At 63.6% G+C, this 23705-nt stretch carries 7 protein-coding genes and 8 pseudogenes; 12 read left to right on the top strand and 3 right to left on the bottom strand.

Annotated features, from left to right (window positions below):
* Positions 1-668 (bottom strand): annotated as a pseudogene (locus tag JCM25156_RS20455) (MFS transporter); the annotation flags it as partial.
* 50 nt (positions 669-718) lie between these two features.
* Positions 719-2086 (bottom strand): C4-dicarboxylate transporter DctA, encoded by a 1368-nt coding sequence (gene dctA / locus JCM25156_RS01060; protein ID WP_025811657.1) that lies wholly within the window; start codon positions 2084-2086, stop codon positions 719-721.
* A 252-nt stretch (positions 2087-2338) separates the two neighbouring features.
* Between dctA and JCM25156_RS01055 the strand changes: the two genes are divergently transcribed.
* The 10 genes and pseudogenes from JCM25156_RS01055 to rplL all read left to right on the top strand — a co-directional run bounded on the left by JCM25156_RS01055 (position 2339) and on the right by rplL (position 14609).
* A complete protein-coding gene (locus JCM25156_RS01055) occupies positions 2339-3661 on the top strand; it encodes a DNA recombination protein RmuC (protein WP_025811655.1) in 1323 nt (440 codons plus the stop codon).
* Between the two features lie 63 nt (positions 3662-3724).
* On the top strand, positions 3725-4453 hold the full coding sequence (locus JCM25156_RS01050) for a response regulator transcription factor (RefSeq protein ID WP_051577441.1): 729 nt from the start codon (positions 3725-3727) through the stop codon (positions 4451-4453).
* Positions 4443-5837: pseudogene (locus JCM25156_RS20450) on the top strand (sensor histidine kinase). The gene JCM25156_RS01050 and the pseudogene JCM25156_RS20450 overlap by 11 nt, the downstream one beginning before the upstream one ends.
* 161 nt (positions 5838-5998) lie before the next feature.
* Entirely contained in the window at positions 5999-9187 is a 3189-nt protein-coding gene (locus JCM25156_RS01040; RefSeq protein WP_025811651.1) for an efflux RND transporter permease subunit, read from the top strand.
* Positions 9184-10469: pseudogene (locus tag JCM25156_RS20445) on the top strand (efflux RND transporter periplasmic adaptor subunit). Before JCM25156_RS01040 ends, JCM25156_RS20445 begins: the two are co-directional and overlap by 4 nt.
* Positions 10466-12093: pseudogene (locus tag JCM25156_RS20440) on the top strand (efflux transporter outer membrane subunit). Before JCM25156_RS20445 ends, JCM25156_RS20440 begins: the two co-directional pseudogenes overlap by 4 nt.
* Positions 12094-12199: 106 nt before the next feature.
* A complete protein-coding gene (rplK, locus tag JCM25156_RS01025) occupies positions 12200-12634 on the top strand; it encodes a 50S ribosomal protein L11 (protein ID WP_010513094.1) in 435 nt (144 codons plus the stop codon).
* Positions 12635-12639: 5 nt separating this feature from the next.
* A pseudogene (gene rplA, locus JCM25156_RS01020) lies at positions 12640-13334 on the top strand (50S ribosomal protein L1).
* Positions 13335-13615: 281 nt separating this feature from the next.
* A pseudogene (rplJ, locus tag JCM25156_RS20435) lies at positions 13616-14132 on the top strand (50S ribosomal protein L10).
* A 102-nt stretch (positions 14133-14234) separates the two neighbouring features.
* Entirely contained in the window at positions 14235-14609 is a 375-nt protein-coding gene (gene rplL / locus JCM25156_RS01010) for a 50S ribosomal protein L7/L12 (protein ID WP_025811645.1), read from the top strand.
* A gap of 68 nt (positions 14610-14677) precedes the next feature.
* Here the strand turns inward: rplL and JCM25156_RS30135 are convergent, their stop codons facing one another.
* The gene (locus JCM25156_RS30135; protein ID WP_206777841.1) at positions 14678-14890 is read right to left on the bottom strand and encodes a hypothetical protein; all 213 of its coding nucleotides are present in this window, start codon (positions 14888-14890) and stop codon (positions 14678-14680) included.
* Here JCM25156_RS30135 and rpoB point away from each other — a divergent pair.
* Positions 14865-19036 (top strand): annotated as a pseudogene (rpoB, locus tag JCM25156_RS20430) (DNA-directed RNA polymerase subunit beta). The gene JCM25156_RS30135 and the pseudogene rpoB overlap by 26 nt on opposite strands.
* 102 nt (positions 19037-19138) lie before the next feature.
* Positions 19139-23333: pseudogene (gene rpoC / locus JCM25156_RS20425) on the top strand (DNA-directed RNA polymerase subunit beta').
* Positions 23334-23705: the final 372 nt, after the last annotated feature.

Here is a 23705-nt window from a genome sequence, read left to right as displayed (position 1 = left end):
CGGTGCTGAACTGCTCGCTTTCCGCCATGCCACGGCGGAACCACAGGATCGACAGCGCCAGCAGCGCCCCGATGCCAAACGGAATCCGCCACCCCCATGCGCCAAGCTGCGCGGGCTGAGCATGATGAACTGCAGCACCAGCAGCACCACAAGGGCCAGCAACTGCCCCATCACCAGCGTCACGTACTGGAAACTGGCATAGAACCCGCGCTGCGCCGGGGGCGCGATTTCCGAAAGGTAGGTGGCGCTGGCTCCGTATTCGCCACCCAGGCTCAACCCCTGCAACAGCCGCGCCAGCAGCAGCACGCTGGGGGCGAGCACGCCAATGCGCTCATAGGTCGGGCACAGGGCGATGGCCAGCGATCCCGTGCACATGGCCATGATCGACAGGCTCAGCGCCGCCCGCCTGCCATGGCGGTCCGCCATGAGCCCATGAGCCACCCGCCCACCGGGCGCATGAGAAAGCCGATGGCGAACACCGCCGCGCTGCGCAGCAGTTCCGTCGTGGCGTTGCCCGGCGGAAAGAAGGCATGGGCGAAATACATGGAAAATGCGGCGTAAACGTACCAATCGTAATATTCGATCAGATTCCCGGCCGAACCCGCAATAATGCTTCGTATTCTCTGGGCGGTGGTCAGTGCGCCGATCTGTGGCTGGAAAACAGGCATGATGGAAAACCTATGGACGCAAAAGGAAGACCGGAAGGGAAAGGGGGGCCCTAGCCCGCTGAACGCGAGCGCGCGGGCGTGTCGATATCGGGGATGACGGGCGTGTCCGCTTCCGCGTCACTGATGCGGCCGGACAGGGCCGCCTCCAGGCGCTCCGTATCCAGCGCGCCTTCCCAGCGGGCCAGGACGACGGTGGCCACGGCGTTGCCGATGATATTGGTCAGTGACCGGCATTCGGACATGAAACGGTCAATGCCAAGGATCAGCGCCATGCCCGCCACCGGCACATCGGGCACGACCGCCAGCGTGGCCGCCAGCGTGACAAAGCCCGCGCCGGTCACGCCCGCCGCCCCCTTGGAACTGATCATGGCGACCAGCAGCAGGCTGATCTGCTGGCCCAGCCCCAGATGGACATCCGTCGCCTGCGCGATGAACAGGGCCGAGAGCGACATGTAGATATTGGTGCCGTCAAGGTTGAAGGAATAGCCCATCGGCACCACAAGCCCGACCACCGACGGCGCGCAGCCCGCGTTTTCCATACGGGTCATGAGGCTGGGCAGGGCTGATTCGGACGAACTGGTGCCCAGGACGATCAGCAGTTCCTCACGCAGGTAGGCCAGCAGCGGCAGGATGCGAAAGCCGTTCCACCGCGCGACACCCCCCAGGATGACCAGCACGAACAGCGCGGACGTGGCGTAGAACGTGGCGACAAGGAAGGCGAGATGCACGACCGAGCCGATGCCGAACCGCCCGATGGTGAACGCCATGGCCCCCAGCGCGCCGATGGGGGCGGCGTACATGACCAGCCGCACCACCCCGAACACAAGCTGCGTCAACTGCCGCAGCAGCGTCAGGATCGCCTGACCGCGCGCGCCCATGCGTGAAAGGCTGATGCTGAACAGGATGGCCACCAGCAGCACCTGCAGTATGTCACCCGAGACAAAGGCGCTCACGATCGTATCGGGAATGATGTTGAGCAGGAAATCACCGAAGGAATGCGCCTGCGCCTTCGCCGTGTAGGCGGCGACCGCGTGCGCGTCCAGCGCCGCGGGGCTGGCGTGGATATGCGCGCCGGGTTGCACGATGTTGGCCATGACCATGCCCACCACCAGCGCCAGTGACGAGAACGTGAGAAAATACGCCATGGCCCTGGCTGCGAGCCTGCCCGCTTGCCCCAGGTCGGACAGGCTGGCCACACCCGTCACCACCGTCAGGAATATGACCGGCGGGATCACCATCTTGACCAGCCGGATGAACGCATCCCCCAGCGGCTTGAGCGCCACCGCCGCATGGGGGCAGAAATGCCCCAGCGCGATGCCCGCCACCACCGCGATGACAACCTGCGCGTACAGGCTGCGAAACAGGGAACCGCCACGCGCGCGCTGGCCCTGCGGGCGGGTCTGTGTTTCCTGTGGCATTGTGGATGGTCCTCAAGAACGGTGCGTCCACACACGCCACGGGCGGAACGCGGCAGGGACAGGGGCAGGGGCGTAATCGGCGCGGTTATCGGTTCTGACGCCGCGCCGGCCCGGCGGGCAGGCCGGATGCGGCGCATTCCGCTCGGTGCATATCACGGTTGCCATATATTCCAAAAAAACATGAAGGCTTTACATTGGCGGTATGACAGGGCACGGACCTGATTTGTTCTTTCTGATGGGAAACATCCTGCCATGTCCGATATGCCCGCATCCGCCATTGTCTGGATCGCAATGCTGTGCGCGGGTGCGGCATGCCTGATTTCCCTTGTCGTGCTGCGCCGTGTCACGCAACTGGCGGGCCAGCAGGCGGATGGGGATGCGCTGGCGCGGCTGTGTATCATGATGGAGCGCGAGACCGCCGCCCGCGTGGCGGAAAACGACGTGCAGCGCGCCCGCATGGCGGAAATGGAGCGGGTGCTTGCCACCCGGCTGGACCAGCGCCATCAGGAAATGACGGAAACCTTCAACCGCATCGCCCGCATGATGGGGCGCGACCTGTCCGAAATGCGGGTGACACAGGCTGAATCCCTGCGTGAAATGGCGGAGGAGGGCAGGCGGCAGAATGATGAACTGCGCGCCGCCGTGAACGAGCGCCTGCACCAGGCGGTGGAAAAGCAGATGCAGACTTCCTTCCAGCGCGTGCTGGAGCAGATCGGGGCGATGCAGAAGGCGATGGGCGAGGTCTCGGCCATGACCGCGCAGATCGGGGATCTCAAGCGCCTGTTCGCCAACGTGAAGACCCGGGGCGGCTGGGGGGAGGCCCAGTTGCGCACCATTCTGGACGATGTGCTGCCCCAGGGCGCGTATGAAACCAACCGCCGCCTGCGCGATGACAGCCGTGAAGTGGTGGAATTCGCGGTCCGCATGCCGGTGCGCGCCACGGTCGCCCCCGTGCTGGCCATTGATTCCAAATTCCCGACCGAGGCGTATGAGCGGCTTTTGCAGGCGGTGGAGGACTGCAACCCCGAGGCCGAGCGCGCCGCCCGCCGCGCGCTGGAAACCACGCTGCGGATCGAGGCGCGCAAGATCGCGACCAAATACATCGTTCCCCCCGTAACGGTGGAATTCGCGGTGCTCTACCTGCCCACCGACGGGCTGTACGCGGAGGTGGCGCGGATTCCCGGCCTGCTGGATGAGATCGGCCGCGCCTATCGCGTCATCGTGATGGGGCCGGGGCTGATGCCCGCCATGCTGCGGACCATCCATCTTGGTTACGTGACGCTCGCGCTGGAAAAGCGTACCGATGACATCGCCCGCCTGCTCGGGGCCACGCGGCAGGAAATGCTGCGCATGGATGGCGTGCTGGAAAAGCTGGCCCGCAATGCCTCCGCCATGTCCTCCTCCATCGATGAGGCGCGCAGGCGCACCGGCGCCGTCACCCGCAGGCTGCGCGAACTGGATGTGGACACCCGCACCGACACCCCCGCGCCGGACAATACCGCCACGCCGCCACGCCCGGCGGACATGACGCCCCTGTGGGCAGGGGACGGGGCGCGGGAAGCCGGGCATGGCTGAAACCGATTTTAATTGGCCCGCTTCCGGCCCGCGCGGCATAAGTGAGGGGACCATGAACGCGCCATCCGAAATCCCCCCCCTGAACCCGTGCCGTCGGCCACGCCCCGGCCCGTGGCCGCGCCGCGCATCCTGCTGGTCGAGGATGACAGCAAGATCGCGCAGGAAGTGATCGAGGAACTGGAAAGCCGGGGCTTTCTTGTCCAGCACGAGGCATCCGGCGCGGCGGGGCTGTCGATGGGGCTGAGCATGCATTTCGATGTCATGATCGTGGACCGCATGCTGCCCGAACTCGATGGCCTGACGCTGATCGAGACCCTGCGCGAGCGCAAGGTCCATGTGCCGGTGCTGGTGCTGTCCGCCCTTTCGGCGGTGGATGACCGGGTGAGCGGGCTGAAGGCGGGCGGTGACGACTACCTGACCAAGCCCTTCGCCATGGAGGAACTGGCCGCCCGGCTGGAGGCCCTGCTGCGCCGCCCGGACAATTCACGCCAGACCATGCTGCGCGCGGGCCCGCTGGAAATGGACCTGATCGAGCGCACGGTCATGCGCGAGGGCGTGCCGATCGAGCTGCTGCCACGGGAATTCCGCCTGCTGGAATATCTCATGCGCCGCCCCAACCAGGTGCTGACGCGCAACATGCTGCTGGAGGATGTGTGGAATTACCGCTTCATTCCCCAGACCAACCTTGTGGATGTGCATATCGGCAAGCTGCGCCGCAAGATAGATGAAAGCGGCAGGCCCGCCCTGATCCAGAGCATCCGGGGCGCGGGGTTCATGCTGCGTGTTTCGTAACGAGCTGTTCCGTACCGCCACCTTCCGCCTGACGCTGGCGGTGGTGGCGGCCATGATCGGCTCGGCGGCGTTGCAGTTCTTCTTCGGTTACAGTCAGGCCAATGTGTTCGAGGCCCGGCGTTCGGACATGCTGCTGCTGCGCGAGGCCAGCATCCTGCAACGTGAAACCCCGCAGGAACTCGAACAGCAGGTGCGCGACCGCGCGACAGATGACCTGCGCATCCTGCTCAACGTCACCACCCTGTTCGATGCCGGCCAGCATTACATCGTGGGCGACCTGCATAGCTGGCCCACCGGGCTGGTGGCGGACGGGCATGTCCATGTCATCGAGCCCGAAGCGATGGAGGGCGGATCCTCCACCGCCCTGCGCATGGTCGCCGTGCCCGTGCGGGGGGAGCGCTACCTCGTGCTGGGGCGCAGCCGGCACATGCGCACCGAACTGCGGCTCATGATGCGGCACTCCATGCTGGTCTCGATCGTGCCGACCGTCCTGTTCGCGCTCATGACCGGCATCATCCTCAGCCACCGGGCGCTGTCACGCGTCAAGGACATGCATGAGGCGATCGATCGCATCATGGAGGGCGACCTGCACGAGCGCCTGCCCGCGGGCCGGCAGAACGACGACCTCCAGCGGCTGGCGGGCAGCGTCAACCGCATGCTGGACCGGCTGGAGCAGCTGCTCGATGAAATACGTGACGTGGGCAACGACATCGCCCACGACCTGCGCACGCCGCTGGCGCGGGTGCGCGCGCGCCTTGACCGCGCGCTGAACGCGGACCATTCGGCCCAGGCGCTGCGCAATGTCATGTCACACACCATTGATGATCTTGACCAGTCATTCGCCATCATCACCGCGCTGCTGCGCATAGGCGAGATCGAGAACGGGCGGCGGCGCGCGGGGTTCGGCGTGGTCGATCTCGATGCGCTGGTGGCGGATATCATCGATCTGTATGAACCCATAGCCGAGACCAAGTATAGTCCTTTCCCATGAGACGGATGGGGAGCCGATACATGTGCAGGGGGACCGTGACCTGCTGATCGAGGTGCTGGCCAATATCGTGGACAACGCCATCAAATTCACGCCCGAGCGCGGACGGGTGGACATCCGCACCTGCATGAACGAAGCTGCGCCCTGCTGAGCATAGCCGATACCGGCATCGGCATTCCCGTCGGGGAGCGCAAGGCGGTGACGGGGCGCTTCTACCGCTCGGACAAAAGCCGTCACATTCCCGGCAGCGGGCTGGGGCTCAGTCTGGTGTCGGCCATTCTGGCGCTGCACCACGCGCGGCTGGAGATCACCCAGTCACGCGTGCATGACACGCTGCCGGGGGCCACCATGAGCATTGTTTTCCCGCCGGGCAGCGTGGTGACGCCGGGAAACTAAATTGAAATTTCATTTGCCACCCGTTGCACCCCCATTAACACCAGAAGGACAGACGGGGAGATAGAGATGCGAGAAGACCACCTGTTCCGGGCGCAGCCAGCATGCGGCGCGCGGCCCGCGACGAGGGGTAGGCCGCTCCAGCGGAGGATGACGGGCCGCGCATGAACGGTATTGTCGTTACCGCGCTCAAGCGGCCCTATACTTTCGTTGTCCTTTCGATCCTGATTGTCGTGTTCGGTGTGCGGGGCCTGCTGCGCACGCCGACGGACGTGTTCCCCAGCATCAACATCCCCGTGGTCGCGATCTGCTGGACCTATACCGGCCTCATGCCCGAGGACATGTCCGGCCGCGTGGTCTATTATTACGAACGCGCGCTCACCGCCACGGTGAACAATATCGAACATATCGAGAGCCAGTCCTATTACGGGCGCGGCATCGTGAAGGTGTTCTTCCAGCCCGGCACCGACACCGCCGTGGCGCAGACCCAGATCACCTCCGTCTCCCAGACCGTCATCAAGCAGATGCCCGCAGGCATGACGCCGCCGCTGGTGCTGACCTACAACGCCTCCTCCGTGCCGGTGCTGACGTTGCAGGTTTCCTCCGATTCCATGACGGCGTCACAGATTTACGACATGTCCTCCAACCTGATCCGTCCGGCGCTGGTGTCGGTCGCGGGGGCCGCCATTCCCAATCCATACGGGGGGCAGCCGGGCAATATCATGGTCGATCTGGACCAGAGCAAGCTGCTGGCCCACGGGCTTTCGGCAACCGATATCGGCAATGCGCTGGGCAAGCAGAACATCGTGCTGCCCGCGGGCGACCAGCAGATCGGCGCGTTCGACTGGATGGTCCAGACCAATGCCTCGCCCGATGAGATCGACACGTTCAACAACATGCCCATCAAGCAGGAAGGCAATTCCGTCGTCTACCTGCGTGACGTGGCATGGGTGCATGCCGGCGGGCCGCCACAGACCAACATGGTGCTGGTCAAGGGGCATCAGGCCGTCCTGATCGTCATCATGAAAAGCGGCGACGCCTCCACGCTGTCGGTGGTCAGCGGGATCAAGGGGCTGCTGCCCTCCATTGTCAGGACGCTGCCGCCGGGGGTCGACATCACCGTGCTGGGCGACGCCTCGACCTTCGTGAAGGAGGCGGTGCGCGACGTGGTGCAGGAAATGGGCACCGCCGCCATGCTGACCAGCCTTGTGGTGCTCCTGTTCCTGGGGTCGTGGCGATCGACCGTCATCATCGCCACCTCCATCCCGCTGGCCATGCTGTGTTCGGTCATCGGGCTGGGGGCGGCGGGGCAGACCATCAACGTCATGACGCTGGGCGGTCTGGCGCTGGCGGTGGGTATTCTGGTGGATGACGCGACCGTCATGATCGAGAATATCGACGCGCATCTGGAAATGGAGAAGGATCTGGAAACGGCCATCATCGACGCCGCCAACCAGATCGTCATTCCCACATTCGTCTCCACGCTGTGCATCTGTATCGTGTGGATGCCGCTGTTCCAGTTGACCGGCGTGGCGGGCTGGCTGTTCATGCCGATGGCCGAGGCCATCATCTTCGCCATGATCGCGTCGTTCATCCTGTCGCGCACGCTGGTGCCCACCATGGCGAAATACATGCTCGCGGCGCAGGTGGCGGCCCATGCCCGTGAAAAGGCGGAAGGCGGCCATCACGCCCCGCGCAACATCTTCGGGCGCTTCCAGCAGGGGTTCGAGGTCAGGTTCGTCACGTTCCGCAACCGTTACCGCGGCCTGCTGGAGCACCTGCTTTTCATCCGCGGGAAGTTCGTGCCGGTTTTCGCGCTGGCGGCGTTCTGCTCGCTCGGGCTGCTGGTCTTCGCCGGGCAGGACTTCTTTCCTGAGATCAATTCCAACGCGCTGGCCATCCACATGCGCGCGCCCATGGGCACCAAGATTGCCGAGGCAGGCAAGATCGCCATGCTGGTGAACGACGAGATCGAACGCCTGCTGCCCAATCAGGTCGAGGGGATCGTCAACAACTGCGGCCTGCCGTTCAGCCCGCTCAATCAGGCCTTCATTCCCACGCCGACCGTCGGCGCGCAGGATTGCGACCTGACGGTCACGCTGAAGAATGACGAAGCCCCGGTGGCCGAGTTCCGTGGCATCCTGCGCAAGGGGCTGGCCCAGAAATTCCCCGGCACCGAAATCACCTTCATGCCTGCCGACCTGACGGCGAAGATCCTGAATTTCGGCCTGCCCGCGCCGCTGGACATACAGGTATCGGGCCGCAACCTGTACGCCAATTTCGACTTTGCCCAGAAACTGGCGGAAAAGCTGCGCCATGTGACCGGCATTGCCGATGTATCGGTGCAGGAACCGCTGAACACGCCCACGCTGCGCGTCAACGCCCGGCGCACCTACGCGCTGGGCACGGGCCTGACCGAAGCGGACGTGGCGAACAACGCGCTGGCCGTGCTGTCGGGCAGCGGGCAGGTCGCGCCCACCTACTGGCTGGACCCCAAGACGGGGGTTTCGCATCTGGTGGATATCCAGACCCCGCTCCAGTTCCTCCAGACCATGAACGATCTGGAAACCATTCCCATCGACAAGGGGGATGGCAACCCCGGCGACCGGCCGCCCCAGATTCTGGGCGGGCTGAGCCAGATCGTGCAGACCGGCACGCCGGGCGAGGTCTCGCATTACAACATCATGCCGGTATTCAACATCTACGCCTCGAACGAGGGGCTGGACCTCGGCGCGGTCTCGCGTGAGGTCAACCGCGTGGTCGATGCGGCCAGAAAGGAACTGCCCACGGGCTCCAGCCTGGCGGTGCAGGGGCAGGCCGCGACCATGAACGGAGCCTACACGCAGCTTATCGGCGGTCTCGCCATGTCGATCCTGCTCGTGTACCTCATCATCGTGGTCAACTTCCAGTCGTGGCTTGACCCTTTCATCATCATCACCGCGCTGCCCGGCGCGCTGGCCGGGATCGCGTGGAGCCTGTTCCTGACGCATACCGCCCTGTCGGTTCCGGCCCTGACGGGGGCGATCATGTGCATGGGCACGGCGACGGCCAACTCGATCCTTGTCGTCTCCTTCGCGCGGGAGCGGATGGATGTGCATGGCGACGCCATCCGCGCTGCGATGGAGGCGGGCTATGAACGTATCCGCCCGGTGCTGATGACGGCCTCGGCCATGATCATCGGCATGCTGCCCATGTCCCTGAGCAATTCGCAGAACGCGCCGCTGGGCCGCGCCGTCATGGGCGGCCTGCTGGTGGCGACCTGCGCCACGCTGTTGTTCGTGCCCTGCGTGTTCGCGCTGATCCATTCCCGAAAATCCAAGAAGACCGCCATCCGTGAAGGAGAGCATGCATGACCGCCTCAGGGGAAAACCAGACGCCGCGCCGGTCCGGGCGCGGGCGGCTGTACGTCGCTGTTGGCGGGATCGTGCTGGCCGCTGTCGTGGTGGGCGGAATCGTGGAGCGCCGGATGCATGTCGCCCATCTGAGGGCGGCGGCGCAGGACGCGGCCATACCCCGTGTACAGATCATCATGCCCGAAAGGGGGCCGAAGACCCGCACGCTGGACCTGCCGGGCAATATCTCCGCCTGGTACCAGGCGCCCATTTACGCGCAGGTCTCGGGCTATGTGCAGATGTGGTACAAGGATATCGGGGCCAAGGTGAAGGCGGGTGAAATCCTCGCCACCATCGACACGCCGGGCCTGGACGCGCAGTACGCGGCGTCGAAGGCGAATTTCGATGTCGCCATGGCCCGCTACCGCCTGGCCCAGATCACGGCGCGGCGCTGGCGCGCGCTGCAGGGCACGCAGGCCGTGTCCCAGCAGGAAGTGGACGTGCAGGTGGCCGATGCCGAGGTCAGGGAGGCGGAGGTCGAGGCCGCCCGGCATGAGGTCTCGCGCTACGCCGCCCTGATCGGGTTCAAGCAGCTTGTCGCGCCGTTCGATGGCGTGGTGACATCCCGTCTGGCCGATGTGGGCGATTATGTGAACGCGGGCGGGGGGGACGTGTCCTCACGCGGGACGGCGACCGAGCTGTTCAGTGTGGCCGATGTGCACCGCATGCGCATATTCGTCTCCATCCCGCAGGATTACGCGGACATCATCAGCCCGAAACTGACGGGCGACGTGTCGGTGCCGCAGTATCCGGGCCGGATATTCCAGGCCAGGTTCCTGGCCACCGCGCGCGCGTTCAACGCGGGCACCCGCACCGTGACCACGGAACTGGTGGTGGATAACGACAAGCATGAACTGTGGCCGGATTCCTACGCCAATATACATTTTGTCGCACCCGGAGACCCGGATATCCTGATAATTCCCGAAGGCGCGCTGGTGTTCCGCGCGCAGGCATGCAGGTGGCCGTGGTGGACGAGGATAACCGCATCCGCCTGCGCAATGTGACGGTGGGTACCAACCTGGGCACGAAGGTGCAGATTCTGGCCGGGATCGGGCCGAAGGACCGGATTGTGAACAACCCGTCCGCGGGGCTGCTGGAGGGCCAGAAGGTCTATCTGGTCGGCGCCACGCCGGGATATAACGACGCCGGGGCCACGGCCTCCCCCGCTGTCGGAAAGGGAGACGACGTGCGGGCCATGCCAGCGGGTGACAGTAACACGAATGACGCGGGGGTGCGTCAATGAATGCAGCACCGCGTAGCCGGTCCTTGCCCCCCCTGTCCCGTCGCATGGTCTCACTTGCCGGCTGCGCCGTTCTGGCCAGCAGCCTTGGCGGGTGCGTGGATCTCGCCCCCAGGTATCGCCACCAGCACTACCTGCTGTCCGATGACTGGAAGGGCGATGGCCTCATGCAGTACGGCAAGCCCAGCGACGCCGCGCCGCGGGGGGACTGGTGGGCCGTGTTCAATGATTCCACCCTCGATGAACTCGAGGAACGCGCCAGCCGCCTGAACCCCAACCTGCAGGCGGATGCGGAAACCTTCACCCAGGCGCGCGACATCGCGGCGGAGGCGCAGTCCAACCTCTACCCGCAGATCACCGGCGGGGCCGGGGCATCGCAGAATCAGGCATCCCAGCATCGGCTGTGGCGTGGCGCGGGGTCGCAGGGGCCGACCTACATGTCATCCGAGCAGTACAGCGCCACCGCGCGGTGGGAGCCGGATTTCTGGTCCTCCATCCGCAACCGCAGGCGTGTGCAGCAGCGCATGGCGCAGGCGGCGGCGGCCGATTTCGCGACCGCGCGGCTGAGCATCCAGTCCGAACTGGCCAATGACTACATGCAGCTGCGCGGCATGGACGCGCAGCACGCCGTCTATCTCGACTCGATCCATTATTACGAGACGGCGGTGCAGATCACGAAAATGCGGCAGGCGGGGGCGATCGCGGCGGGCATCGACGTCTCGCGCGCGCAGACCCAGCTTTTCTCCACCCAGGCGGCCGATACCGACCTTCAGGCCCGGCGCGCGGTGATGGAGCACGCCATCGCCATTCTGGTCAATGTGACTCCGGCTGACTTCCACATCACGCCCCGTTCGCAGATCAGCTTTCCAAAGGTCAGGATTCCGGTGGGGATTCCCTCCACCCTGCTCGAACGCCGCCCCGACATCGCCAGCGCGGAGCGGCACATGGCGGCGGCCAACCGGGCCATCGGCGTGTCACGCGCGGCCTTCTATCCGCATGTACCTTCAGCGCGACGGCCGGTTTCATGGATAACGGCTTCACGCTCGATAAAATCGCGAATGGCATGTACAACTATGCCGCGCAGGCGGTCCTGCCGCTGTTCCAGGGCGGGTTGCGGCGCGCGGAACTGCAACGCAACTGGTCCCAGTACCGCCAGTCGGAAGATCAGTACCGCGCCACCGTGCTCGACGCCTTCAAGGACGTGGAGGACGGGCTGAGCATGACGCATGGCCTCGATGTGGAGGCCGCCCAGCAGGCCGAGGCGGTGCAGGCCTCCATGCGCACGCAGAACATGACCATGCAGCTCTATACCGGCGGCCTGACCAATTATCTGGACGTGGTGGTGGCGCAGGTGGCCGCCCTGCAGGCCCGCATTGCCGAAGTGCAGGTGGAAACCCGCTACATGCAGGCGCAGGTGGAGCTCATCCGCTCGCTCGGCGGGGGGTGGACCACGGCGGAACTGCCCAACAACAAGCAGATCCGTCCGTTCTCGCCGCTGCAGTACACCCACCTGAGCATGCCGACGCCGGTCAAGGGCGTCAGCGTGGATAATGGCCCCGAATCCCATGACCTCTCAGGCAAGGGATTTCATGACGGGGACTTGACAGGCACCCCTAAACAGCGGTAGGTGCGCGCCTCTTATCGGAACGCGGGAGGTCGCGCGCCGCGCCCCATCGGGGCGAGGGCCGGCCACCAGAACCGCGGTCCGGGTGAAACAGTCAGGAGCCCCGGATATGGCCAAAAAAATCGTTGGCTACATCAAGCTGCAAATCCCCGCCGGCAAGGCGAATCCGTCCCCGCCGGTTGGTCCGGCGCTGGGTCAGCGCGGCCTGAACATCATGCAGTTCTGCAAGGAGTTCAACGCGAAGACACAGGGTCTCGAACCCGGTATGCCGATTCCCGTCGTCATCACCGCGTATGCCGACCGTACGTTCAGCTTCATTACCAAGACCCCGCCGAACACCTACTTCCTTATGAAGGCCGCCAAGATTTCCAAGGGCAGCTCGACCGTAGGCAAGGCCGCGTCCGTTGGTAAGGTCACGATCGCGCAGCTGCGCGAGATTGCTGAAACGAAGCAGAAAGACATGAACGCCAACGATATCGACGGCGCCGTGCGCATGCTGGCGGGTTCCGCCCGCTCCATGGGCCTCGACGTGGTGGAGGGCTGATTACAATGGCAAAGAACAAGCGTCTGACCGCAGCCCGCGCCGCTGTCGATTCCAGCAAGCAGTACGGCCTCGATGAGGCCATCAGCCTGGTCAAGAACAACGCCAAGGCGAAGTTCGACGAGACGGTTGAAATCTCCATGAACCTGGGCATCGACCCGCGTCATGCCGACCAGATGGTCCGTGGCCTGCTGTCCCTGCCCAACGGCACGGGCAAGACCCTGCGCGTTGGCGTGTTCGCCCGTGGCCCCAAGGCCGAGGAGGCGAAGGCTGCTGGCGCCGACGTGGTTGGCGCCGAAGACCTGGCCGAAAAGGTGCAGGCTGGCGAGATCGCGTTTGACCGCTGCATCGCGACGCCGGACATGATGGCGCTGGTCGGCCGTCTGGGCAAGATCCTCGGCCCGCGTGGCTCATGCCCAACCCCAAGCTGGGCACCGTGACCATGGACGTGAAGGGCGCGGTTTCCGCCGCCAAGTCCGGTCAGGTCGAGTACCGCGCCGAAAAGGCCGGTATCGTGCATGCGGGCGTTGGCAAGGCTTCGTTTGACGAATCCAAGCTGGCCGAGAACATCCGTGCGTTCGTGGACGCCGTCCAGAAGGCCCGTCCCACGGGTGCGAAGGGCACGTATGTGAAGAAAATCGCCCTGTCCTCCACCATGGGGCCGGGTGTTACGGTTGATGTGTCCGCCTTCACGGCGGCCTGACATCAACTGAAGAATGACTCCGCCCCGCAAGGGGTGGGGGACAGGGGATGGGAGGCTGGCTTCCCATCTTCCGAACCTGTCCATGACCGGATGTGGCGAAAGCCTTGATTGCCCATATGGCTACAGCCGGGAGACGGGGATTGCCGGATCGGGGCGAAAGCCCACACTGGTTGTTCCGTTTGAAAGGACAGGCGAACCGGGATGCCATCGGCCTGCCGTGGCGCCCCAAGGGTAAACCCTATCCGCCGGTTTTCGCTGGCGGATGATGATGGAGACGGGATTTGGACCGTACGGAGAAGCGGGAGTTTGTTGCCTCCCTCGCAGCCGTGTTCGCTGAGACGTCCATGGTCATTGTCACCCGTAATGACGGGCTGAGCGTGCTGATGTGACGGATCTTCGGCGTCGCGTGCGTGCGGCTGGAGCTACACACAAGGTCGCGAAGAACCGGCTGGCCTCTCTCGCCCTGGCAGGGACCCAGTTCGAAGGCATCAAGCCGCTGCTGAAGGGGCCGACCGCGTTGTCGTGGGCGGATGAACCGTGGCCGTGGCGAAGGTGCTGGTCGAGTTCGCCAAAACCAATGACAAGCTTGTTCTGCTCGGTGGATCGCTTGGTGCCCAGACGCTCGATGTCGAGAGCGTCAAGGCCCTGGCCGAACTGCCGTCCCTGGATGCCCTGCGGGCGAAGCTGGTGGGGATGATCTCCACGCCGGCAACGCGCATCGCGGGCGTGCTCCAGGCGCCGGCCGGACAGCTTGCACGGGTTTTTGGTGCCTATGCCAAGACGGGCGAAGCCGCCTGAGACCCCATGGCCCGGTCCGCCGGGTCATCAACAAAATGGCATTTTCCCGAAAAAACGGGATTGTGCTGTGCCAACCAGTGTATAAATTAGGAAGACTGAATTATGGCCGATCTGAACAAGATTGTCGAAGACCTGTCCGCTCTGACCGTTCTGGAAGCTGCTGAACTGTCCAAGCTGCTGGAAGAAAAGTGGGGCGTTTCCGCCGCCGCTCCGGTTGCCGTTGCCGCCGCTCCGGGTGGCGCTGCCGCTGCTCCGGCTGAAGAGAAGACCGAATTCGACGTTGTCCTGACCAAGGCGGGCGACAAGAAGATCAACGTGATCAAGGAAATCCGCGCGATCACGGGTCTGGGCCTGAAGGAAGCCAAGGATCTGGTCGAGGGCGCGCCCAAGACCGTCAAGGAAGGCGCCAGCAAGGATGAAGCCGAGAAGATCAAGAAGACCCTTGAAGACAACGGTGCTTCTGTCGAAGTTAAATAAATCGGCCCAACTGGATGCGTCCATGGTGGCGTAACCGGGTTGAGATATTCAGGTGAGGGTGGAAACCATCAGGTTTCCGCCCCCTTGGCCGTTACAGGCGCCCTGGCCGCGAGGCTTCGGGCGCCTTCGGTGGTAGATAGGGTCGGGCCGGTTGCAAGCCGGACTGATCCGCCAAGGATTTTCAAGGGCCGCGCAGTCCATGTGACATTCGTGTCATGACCGTGCGGGCCTGTGTGGATGGGGGCAGGATAGGCGATGAACGCGGTTACAAAATCGTTCACGGGACGCAAACGCATCCGCAAGAGCTTCGGGCACATACCCGAGGTCGCTCCGATGCCCAATCTGATCGATGTGCAGCGGGCCAGCTACGAAACATTCCTCCAGATGAATGTGGCGCCCGACAGCCGGACGTCAACGGGCCTGCAGGAAGTGTTCCGTTCCGTCTTCCCGATCAATGATTTTGCCGGGCGCGGACGACTGGAATTCGTCAGCTACGAACTGGAAGAGCCGAAATACGACGTTGAGGAATGCATCCAGCGCGGCCTGACCTTCGCCGCACCGCTGAAGGTGATCCTGCGTCTGATCGTGTGGGACGTGGACGAGGACACCGGGTCACGCTCGATCCGCGACATCAAGGAACAGCCGGTCTACATGGGCGACATGCCGCTCATGACCGATAACGGCACCTTCGTCATCAACGGCACCGAGCGCGTCATCGTCAGCCAGATGCACCGCAGCCCGGGCGTGTTCTTCGATCATGACAAGGGCAAGACCCATTCCTCGGGCAAGTTCCTGTTCGCCGCGCGCGTCATCCCCTATCGCGGTTCCTGGCTCGATTTCGAATTCGACAGCAAGGATCTGATCTACGTCCGCATCGACCGCAAGCGCAAGCTGCCGGTCACCACGCTGCTGTACGCGCTGGAAGGCGCGGCATCCGAAGCCGCGCGCGCCGCCAAGGCCGCCGAGGGCGGGGATGTGGAAGCCATGGAAATCCGTGGCATGGATCCCGATGAGATCCTGAGCTACTTCTATGGCAAGGTCGAGTTCACCAAGACCGCGAAGGGCTGGGCCCGTCGTTTCGACGCGGAAGCCTTCCGTGGCCAGAAGCTGCTCGAGCCGCTGATCGACGCCCAGACGGGTGAGGAAGTGGCTCCCGCCGATGCGAAGCTGACCGCCCGCATGGTGCGCAAGATCGCTGAGACCACCAAGGAAGTGCTGGTTGGTCCCGCTGGCCTGATCGGGCGTTTCATCGCATCCGACATGGTCAACGAAAACACCGGCGAGATCTATGCCGAGGCGGGCGACGAACTGACCGAGCAGAAGCTCGAGGAACTCGACGCCGAAGGCCTGACCACGCTGACCACGCTGGCGATCGACGCCACGAACGGCCCGTGGATCCGCAATACGCTGGCGGTGGACAAGAACACCTCCCGCGAGGATGCGCTGACCGACATCTACCGTGTCATGCGCCCCGGTGAGCCGCCGACGCCGGAAACGGCGGAAGCCATGTTCTCCGGCCTGTTCTTCGATCCGGACCGCTACGACCTGTCCGCCGTCGGCCGCGTGAAGATGAACATGCGCCTGGGCGTGGATGTGCCCGATACGGTGCGCGTGCTGCGCAAGGAAGACATCCTGCGCACTGTCAAGATCATGTGCGAGCTGAAGGATGGTCGCGGCACGATCGATGACATCGACAATCTGGGTAACCGTCGCGTCCGCTCGGTTGGCGAACTGATGGAGAACCAGTACCGCGTCGGCCTGCTGCGCATGGAGCGCGCCATCCGTGAGCGCATGGGTTCGGTCGATATCGATACGGTCATGCCGCACGACCTGATCAACGCCAAGCCGGCTGCCGCCGCGGTGCGCGAGTTCTTCGGCTCGTCCCAGCTCAGCCAGTTCATGGACCAGACCAACCCGCTTTCGGAAGTGACCCACAAGCGTCGCCTCTCGGCGCTTGGCCCGGGCGGCCTGACGCGTGAGCGCGCGGGCTTCGAGGTCCGTGACGTGCATCCGACGCATTATGGCCGTATCTGCCCGATCGAAACGCCGGAAGGCCCGAATATCGGTCTGATCAACTCGCTCGCCACCTATGCCAAGGTGAACAAGTACGGTTCATCGAGACCCCGTACCGCATGGTCGAGAACGGCGTCCTGCAGGATGGCTGGAAATACCTCTCCGCCATGGAAGAGGAAAAGCTGATCGTCGCGCAGGCCGACGCCAAGCAGGACGCGCAGGGCCACCTGACGGACGATCTGGTTTCGGTGCGTCGTGGCGGTGACTTCCGTCAGGTTCCCCCCACCGAGGTAACGGCCTGCGACGTCTCGCCCAAGCAGCTTGTCTCCGTCGCGGCGGCGCTCATTCCGTTCCTTGAGAACGATGACGCGAACCGCGCGCTGATGGGCTCGAACATGCAGCGTCAGGCCGTGCCGCTGGTGCGCTCGGATGCGCCGCTGGTCGGCACCGGCATGGAAGCCGCCGTGGCGCATGATTCGGGTGCGGCCATCGTGGCGCGCCGCCATGGCGTCGTGGACCAGATCGACGGTGCGCGTATCGTTGTCCGTGCGACGGACGAAGGTGGCGCGACGCAGGGTGTGGATATCTATCGGCTGCGCAAGTACATGCGCTCCAACCAGTCCACCTGCATCAACCAGCGTCCGCTGGTCCGGGTGGGCGATCAGGTCCGCGCGGGCGAGATCATCGCGGATGGTCCGTCCACCGAGCTGGGTGAACTGGCGCTGGGCCGTAACGTGCTCGTCGCGTTCATGCCCTGGAACGGTTACAACTTCGAAGATTCGATCCTGATTTCCGAGCGGATCGCGCGTGACGACGTGTTCACCTCGATCCATATCGAGGAATTCGAGGTCATGGCCCGCGACACCAAGCTGGGTCAGGAAGAAATCACGCGCGACATTCCCAATGTCGGCGAGGAAGCCCTGCGCAACCTCGACGAAGCCGGTATCGTCTATGTCGGCGCGGAAGTGAACCCGGGCGATATTCTGATCGGCAAGGTCACGCCGAAGGGCGAAAGCCCGATGACGCCGGAAGAAAAACTCCTGCGCGCCATCTTCGGTGAGAAGGCGTCCGACGTTCGTGACACCTCGCTCAAGCTGCCGCCGGGCACGTCGGGCACCATCGTCGATGTGCGGGTGTTCTCCCGCCGTGGCGTGGACAAGGACGAGCGTGCGATGGCCATCGAGCGCGCCGAGATCGAACGCCTTGCGAAGGACCGTGACGATGAGCGCGCCATTCAGGAGCGTTCGTTCTACAACCGCCTGCGCGAACACCTGATCGGGCAGACGGCGGGCACGGGTTTCAAGGGCATCCGTTCGGGCACGGTCATCACCGACGAGATCCTGTCCGAGCATCCGCGCGGCGCATGGCGCAACGTGACGGTTATGTCCGATGAGGTCATGGCCGAGCTTGAAACCCTGCGGCGCGAGTTCGATACCGCCGTGGCCCGGATTCAGGCCCGTTTCGACAACAAGGTGGAAAAGCTCCAGCGTGGCGACGAACTGCCGCCGGGCGTGATGAAGATGGTCAAGGTCTTCGTTGCGGTGAAGCGCAAGCTCCAGCCGGGCGACAAGATGGCCGGCCGCCATGGGAACAAGGGTGTCGTCTCCCGCGTGGTGCCGGTCGAGGACATGCCGTTCCTTGAAGATGGCACATCCGTTGATCTGGTGCTGAATCCGCTGGGCGTGCCCTCGCGCATGAACGTGGGGCAGATTCTGGAAACGCATCTCGGCTGGGCCTGCGCGAATATCGGGCGGCAGATCGGCCAGCTTGCCGATGAATACCAGCGCAATGGCGAGAAGCGGCAGGAACTGCTTGATGAGCTGAAGTCCGTCTATGGCGACAAGGTCTATGAAGACCAGATCGGTGACATGACGGATGCGCAGCTGGTGGAACTGTGCGGCAACCTGCGCAAGGGCGTGCCGATCGCGACCCCGGTGTTCGATGGGGCCTCCATCCCCGATATCGAGGCGATGCTGCAGAAGGCGGGCGTGAACAAGTCCGGTCAGTCGCAGCTGATCGACGGGCGCACGGGCGAGCCGTTCGAGCGCCGGACCACGGTCGGTTACATCTACATGCTCAAGCTGCATCATCTTGTCGATGACAAGATCCATGCGCGTTCCATCGGTCCGTATTCGCTGGTGACGCAGCAGCCGCTGGGCGGCAAGGCGCAGTTCGGCGGGCAGCGTTTTGGTGAGATGGAAGTGTGGGCGCTGGAAGCTTACGGCGCCGCCTACACGCTTCAGGAGATGCTGACGGTCAAGTCGGATGACGTCTCCGGTCGTACCAAGGTGTATGAGGCGATCGTGCGCGAGCAGGATGACTTCGAGGCCGGTATTCCGGAAAGCTTCAACGTCCTGATCAAGGAACTGAAGTCCCTTGGGCTGAATGTGGACCTTGAACAGAGCGGCTCCTGATCCCGGCCCCATGGTGCACATCAGTCCATACGTTTTTCTTTCAGGAGTGGAAGCAGGTGACGCGCCTGCTTCCGCTTCATTCCCTCAGGGGGTTTGCGGCGCATGAATGAACTCATGAAGATCCTTGGTCAGGGCGGCCAGGCCATGACTTTTGACCAGATCAAGATCCAGCTCGCTTCGGCCGAGCAGATCCGTTCGTGGTCATATGGCGAGATCAAGAAGCCCGAGACCATCAACTACCGGACCTTCAAACCGGAACGTGATGGCCTGTTCTGCGCGCGGATATTTGGTCCGATCAAGGATTACGAATGTCTGTGCGGCAAGTACAAGCGGATGAAGTTCCGCGGCATCATCTGCGAAAAATGCGGTGTTGAAGTCACGCTGGCCAAGGTCCGCCGCGAGCGGATGGGTCATATCGAGCTCGCCAGCCCCGTCGCCCATATCTGGTTCCTGAAGTCGCTGCCCAGCCGTATCGGCCTGATGGTGGATATGACGCTGAAGGATCTGGAAAAGATCCTGTATTTCGAAAGCTATGTGGTTCTTGAACCCGGCACCTCGCCGCTCAAGCAGTACAGCCTGCTGACGGAAGACCAGTACCTCGATGTCATGGACGAGCATGGCGACGAGGGGATCGAGGTTGGCATCGGCGCCGAAGCGATCAAGAAGATCCTGGAGCGCATCGACTGCAAGGTCGAAAAGGAAGAACTGCGCCAGGAACTGAAAGACTCCACGTCCGAGGCGAAGCGCAAGAAGCTGGTCAAGCGCCTGAAGCTGGTCGAGGCGTTCGCGGACAGTGAATCCCGCCCCGAATGGATGATCCTGGACCTGGTGCCGGTCATTCCGCCGGAGCTACGCCCGCTCGTGCCGCTGGATGGTGGCCGTTTCGCCACGTCCGACCTGAACGACCTGTACCGTCGCGTCATCAACCGTAACAACCGTCTCAAGCGGCTGATCGAACTGCGCGCGCCGGACATCATCGTCCGCAATGAAAAGCGCATGCTGCAGGAATCGGTCGATGCGCTGTTTGACAACGGTCGCCGTGGCCGCGCCATCACGGGCGCCAACAAGCGTCCGCTGAAGTCGCTGTCCGACATGCTCAAGGGCAAGCAGGGCCGTTTCCGTCAGAACCTGCTGGGCAAGCGCGTCGATTATTCCGGCCGTTCGGTCATCGTCGTGGGGCCGGAACTCAAGCTGCACCAGTGCGGCCTGCCCAAGAAGATGGCGCTCGAACTGTTCAAGCCGTTCATCTATTCCAAGCTGGAAAAATACGGTCACGCCACCACCATCAAGGCCGCCAAGCGGATGGTGGAAAAGGAACGTCCCGAAGTCTGGGACATTCTGGAAGAGGTGATCCGTGAGCATCCGGTCATGCTCAACCGCGCGCCGACGCTGCATCGCCTTGGCATTCAGGCGTTCGAGCCGGTCCTGATTGAAGGCAAGGCCATCCAGCTTCACCCGCTGGTCTGCACCGCGTTCAACGCGGATTTCGATGGCGACCAGATGGCCGTGCACGTGCCGCTGAGCTTGAGGCCCAGCTTGAGGCCCGCGTGCTGATGATGTCCACCAACAACATCCTCAGCCCGGCCAACGGCAAGCCGATTATCGTGCCGTCGCAGGACATCGTGCTGGGGCTGTACTATCTCAGCCTTGAAACGCCGGAATTCCGCGCGACGCCTGACCAGAACAGCTACGATGACAAGGGTCAGGTCACGGTTGAGGGCGCGCCGTCCTTCGCCAGCGTGGGGGAAGTGGAATACGCGCTCAGCACGGGCGCGGTGAAGCTGCATGACAAGATCCGCGCGCGCATCGAAAACCTTGACGCCGATGGCAAGGTCACGCGCACGACGGTCGTGACCACGCCGGGCCGCATGCTCGTGTCCCAGATACTGCCGCGCAACGCGGCCCTGCCGTTCTCGCTGATCAACCGCCAGTTGACCAAGAAGATCGTGTCGGACGTGATTGACGCGGTGTACCGTCACTGCGGCCAGAAGGAATGCGTGATCTTCTGTGACCGGCTGATGGGGCTTGGTTTCCGCCACGCCGCGAAGTCCGGCATCTCGTTTGGCAAGGACGACATGATCGTGCCGGTCGAGAAGAAGGAACTGGTCGATCGCACCGCCGCGAGGTGAAGGAGTTCGAGCAGCAGTATCAGGACGGTCTGATTACGGCTGGCGAGCGCTACAACAAGGTGGTTGACGCCTGGTCACGCTGCACGGACGAAGTTCAGGCGGCGATGATGAAGGAGATTTCCAAGCAGGAAATCGGCAAGCCGACCAACTCGGTGTGGATGATGAGCCATTCCGGCGCCCGTGGGTCGCCAGCGCAGATGAAGCAGCTTGCCGGCATGCGCGGCCTGATGGCCAAGCCGTCGGGCGAGATCATCGAGCAGCCGATCATCGCCAACTTCAAGGAAGGCCTGTCGGTTCTCGATTACTTCACCTCCAGCCATGGCGCGCGCAAGGGCTTGGCCGATACCGCGCTGAAGACCGCGAACTCAGGCTACCTGACCCGCCGTCTGGTGGACGTGGCGCAGGATAGCATCATCGTCGAGGAAGACTGCGGCACCGAACGTGGCCTGACCGTGCGTGCGGTCATGGATGGGGGCGAGGTCATCGCCTCCCTGTCCGAGCGGATGCTGGGGCGCACGCTGGCGGCCGACGTGATCGACCCCGCCACGGGCAAGGTTCTGTTCCCGCGCAATACGCTGATCGAGGAAGCCCAGGCTGAACAGATCGAGAAGGCCGGTGTCGAAAGCCTGCTGATCCGCTCGGTGCTGACCTGTGACAGCCGCGTGGGCGTGTGTGGTCATTGCTATGGACGCGATCTGGCGCGTGGCACGCCGGTCAATATCGGTGAGGCGGTTGGCGTCATTGCCGCCCAGTCCATCGGTGAGCCGGGCACGCAGCTGACCATGCGTACCTTCCATATCGGCGGTGCGGCGCAGCGTGGCGCGGAGCAGTCGATGGTCGAGGCCTCGCGTGATGGCAAGGTGACGATCCGTAACAAGAACGTCGTCCATAACAGCCAGAACGTGCCGATCGTCATGTCGCGTAACTGCGAAATCCTGCTGACGGATGACCGGGGTACGGAACGCGCCCGCTTCCGCGTGCCGTACGGCGCGCGCCTGCTGGTCGAGGACGGGGCCGATGTCACCCGTGGCCAGAAGATGGCCGAGTGGGATCCGTACACCCTGCCGATCATCACCGAGCAGCCCGGCAAGGTCGAATATCTCGATCTGATCGACTCCATCACGCTGGTGGAGCGGATGGATGAGGTGACCGGCCTGACCTCCAAGGTGGTTGTGGACTACAAGCAGGCCTCCAAGGGGATTGACCTGCGGCCGCGTCTGCAGCTCAAGGACGCCAAGGGCGATGTGGTGAAGCTGGCCAACGGGAACGACGCCCGCTACTTCCTCTCCCCGGATTCGCTGCTGTCGGTGGAAAACGGCGCGCAGGTCAATGCGGGTGACGTTCTGGCCCGTATCCCGCGCGAAGGGTCCAAGACACGTGACATTACCGGTGGTCTGCCGCGTGTGGCCGAACTGTTCGAGGCCCGCCGTCCGAAGGATCACGCCATCATCTCGGAAACCGAGGGGCGTGTGGAATTCGGCAAGGACTACAAGTCCAAGCGCCGTATCATCGTGAAGAACGACGAGACGGGCGAGGAGACGGATTACCTGATCCCCAAGGGCAAGCATGTTTCCGTGCAGGAAGGTGACTTTGTCCAGGTCGGGGATCCGCTGGTCGATGGTCCCCGTGTGCCGCATGACATCCTGAAGGTTCTGGGTGTCGAGGCGCTGTCCGACTATCTCGTCAACGAGATTCAGGACGTGTATCGACTGCAGGGCGTGAAGATCAATGACAAGCACATCGAGGTCATTGTCCGGCAGATGCTGCAGAAGGTGGAAATCCTCGAACCCGGTGACACGACCTACCTGATCGGTGAGACGGTGGATCGCATCGAGTATGAGGAAGAGAACACCAAGCGGATGAACATGGGTGAACGCCCGGCCGTGGCCATGCCGGTGCTGCAGGGCATCACCAAGGCCTCGCTGCAGACCCAGTCCTTCATCTCCGCCGCGTCCTTCCAGGAGACGACACGTGTCCTGACAGAAGCCGCGACAGCCGGGAAGAAGGATACCCTGAACGGCCTGAAGGAGAACGTGATTGTCGGTCGCCTGATCCCCGCCGGGACGGGCAGCGTCATGAACAAGCTCCGCGCGGTCGCCGCCGGGGAAGACAAGCAGCGTCTGGCCCAGGCCCGCGCTGCGGTGGCCCCCACCAAGGCCGCCGAATAACCATACGAACCTCATGTCCGGATACCGGGAAGCTGGTATCCGGAATGATTCGGTGCTGCACTATTGTCACCATCCGATTCCGGCGCTATCTGCTGCCGGACGGAATGGTGTTCCAGACTGATGGAACGGATTCGTTGCGTCAGACCAGAGCGAATCCTGCGGAAGGCTTGACTTTTGGTCATTATGCCCGTAGGTTCCGCGCCCTCGGCTAGCCCTGTCTGAAAGACGTTGTTGGCCGTCGAATGCAGCATGCAGGCATGCGGTGCCGCAGTCCGGGAATCGGGCTGCCCAGGCCGGATGTAAATATGATGCCCGAACGGATGGTTGTCATTCGTTGGGGTTTTGTTGTGAACGACAGTCGGTAACCGGATA

It is taken from the genome of Komagataeibacter kakiaceti JCM 25156, from assembly GCF_000613305.1.
This window is presented reverse-complemented; position numbering and strand designations above follow the sequence as displayed.

Excerpts from the sequence above, each read along its gene's own strand:
- dctA (WP_025811657.1), bottom strand. The coding sequence starts at position 2,086 with ATGCCACAGGAAACACAGACCCGCCCGCAGGGCCAGCGCGCGCGTGGC.
- JCM25156_RS01055 (WP_025811655.1), top strand. The coding sequence starts at position 2,339 with ATGTCCGATATGCCCGCATCCGCCATTGTCTGGATCGCAATGCTGTGC.
- JCM25156_RS01040 (WP_025811651.1), top strand. The coding sequence starts at position 5,999 with ATGAACGGTATTGTCGTTACCGCGCTCAAGCGGCCCTATACTTTCGTT.
- rplK (WP_010513094.1), top strand. The coding sequence starts at position 12,200 with ATGGCCAAAAAAATCGTTGGCTACATCAAGCTGCAAATCCCCGCCGGC.
- rplL (WP_025811645.1), top strand. The coding sequence starts at position 14,235 with ATGGCCGATCTGAACAAGATTGTCGAAGACCTGTCCGCTCTGACCGTT.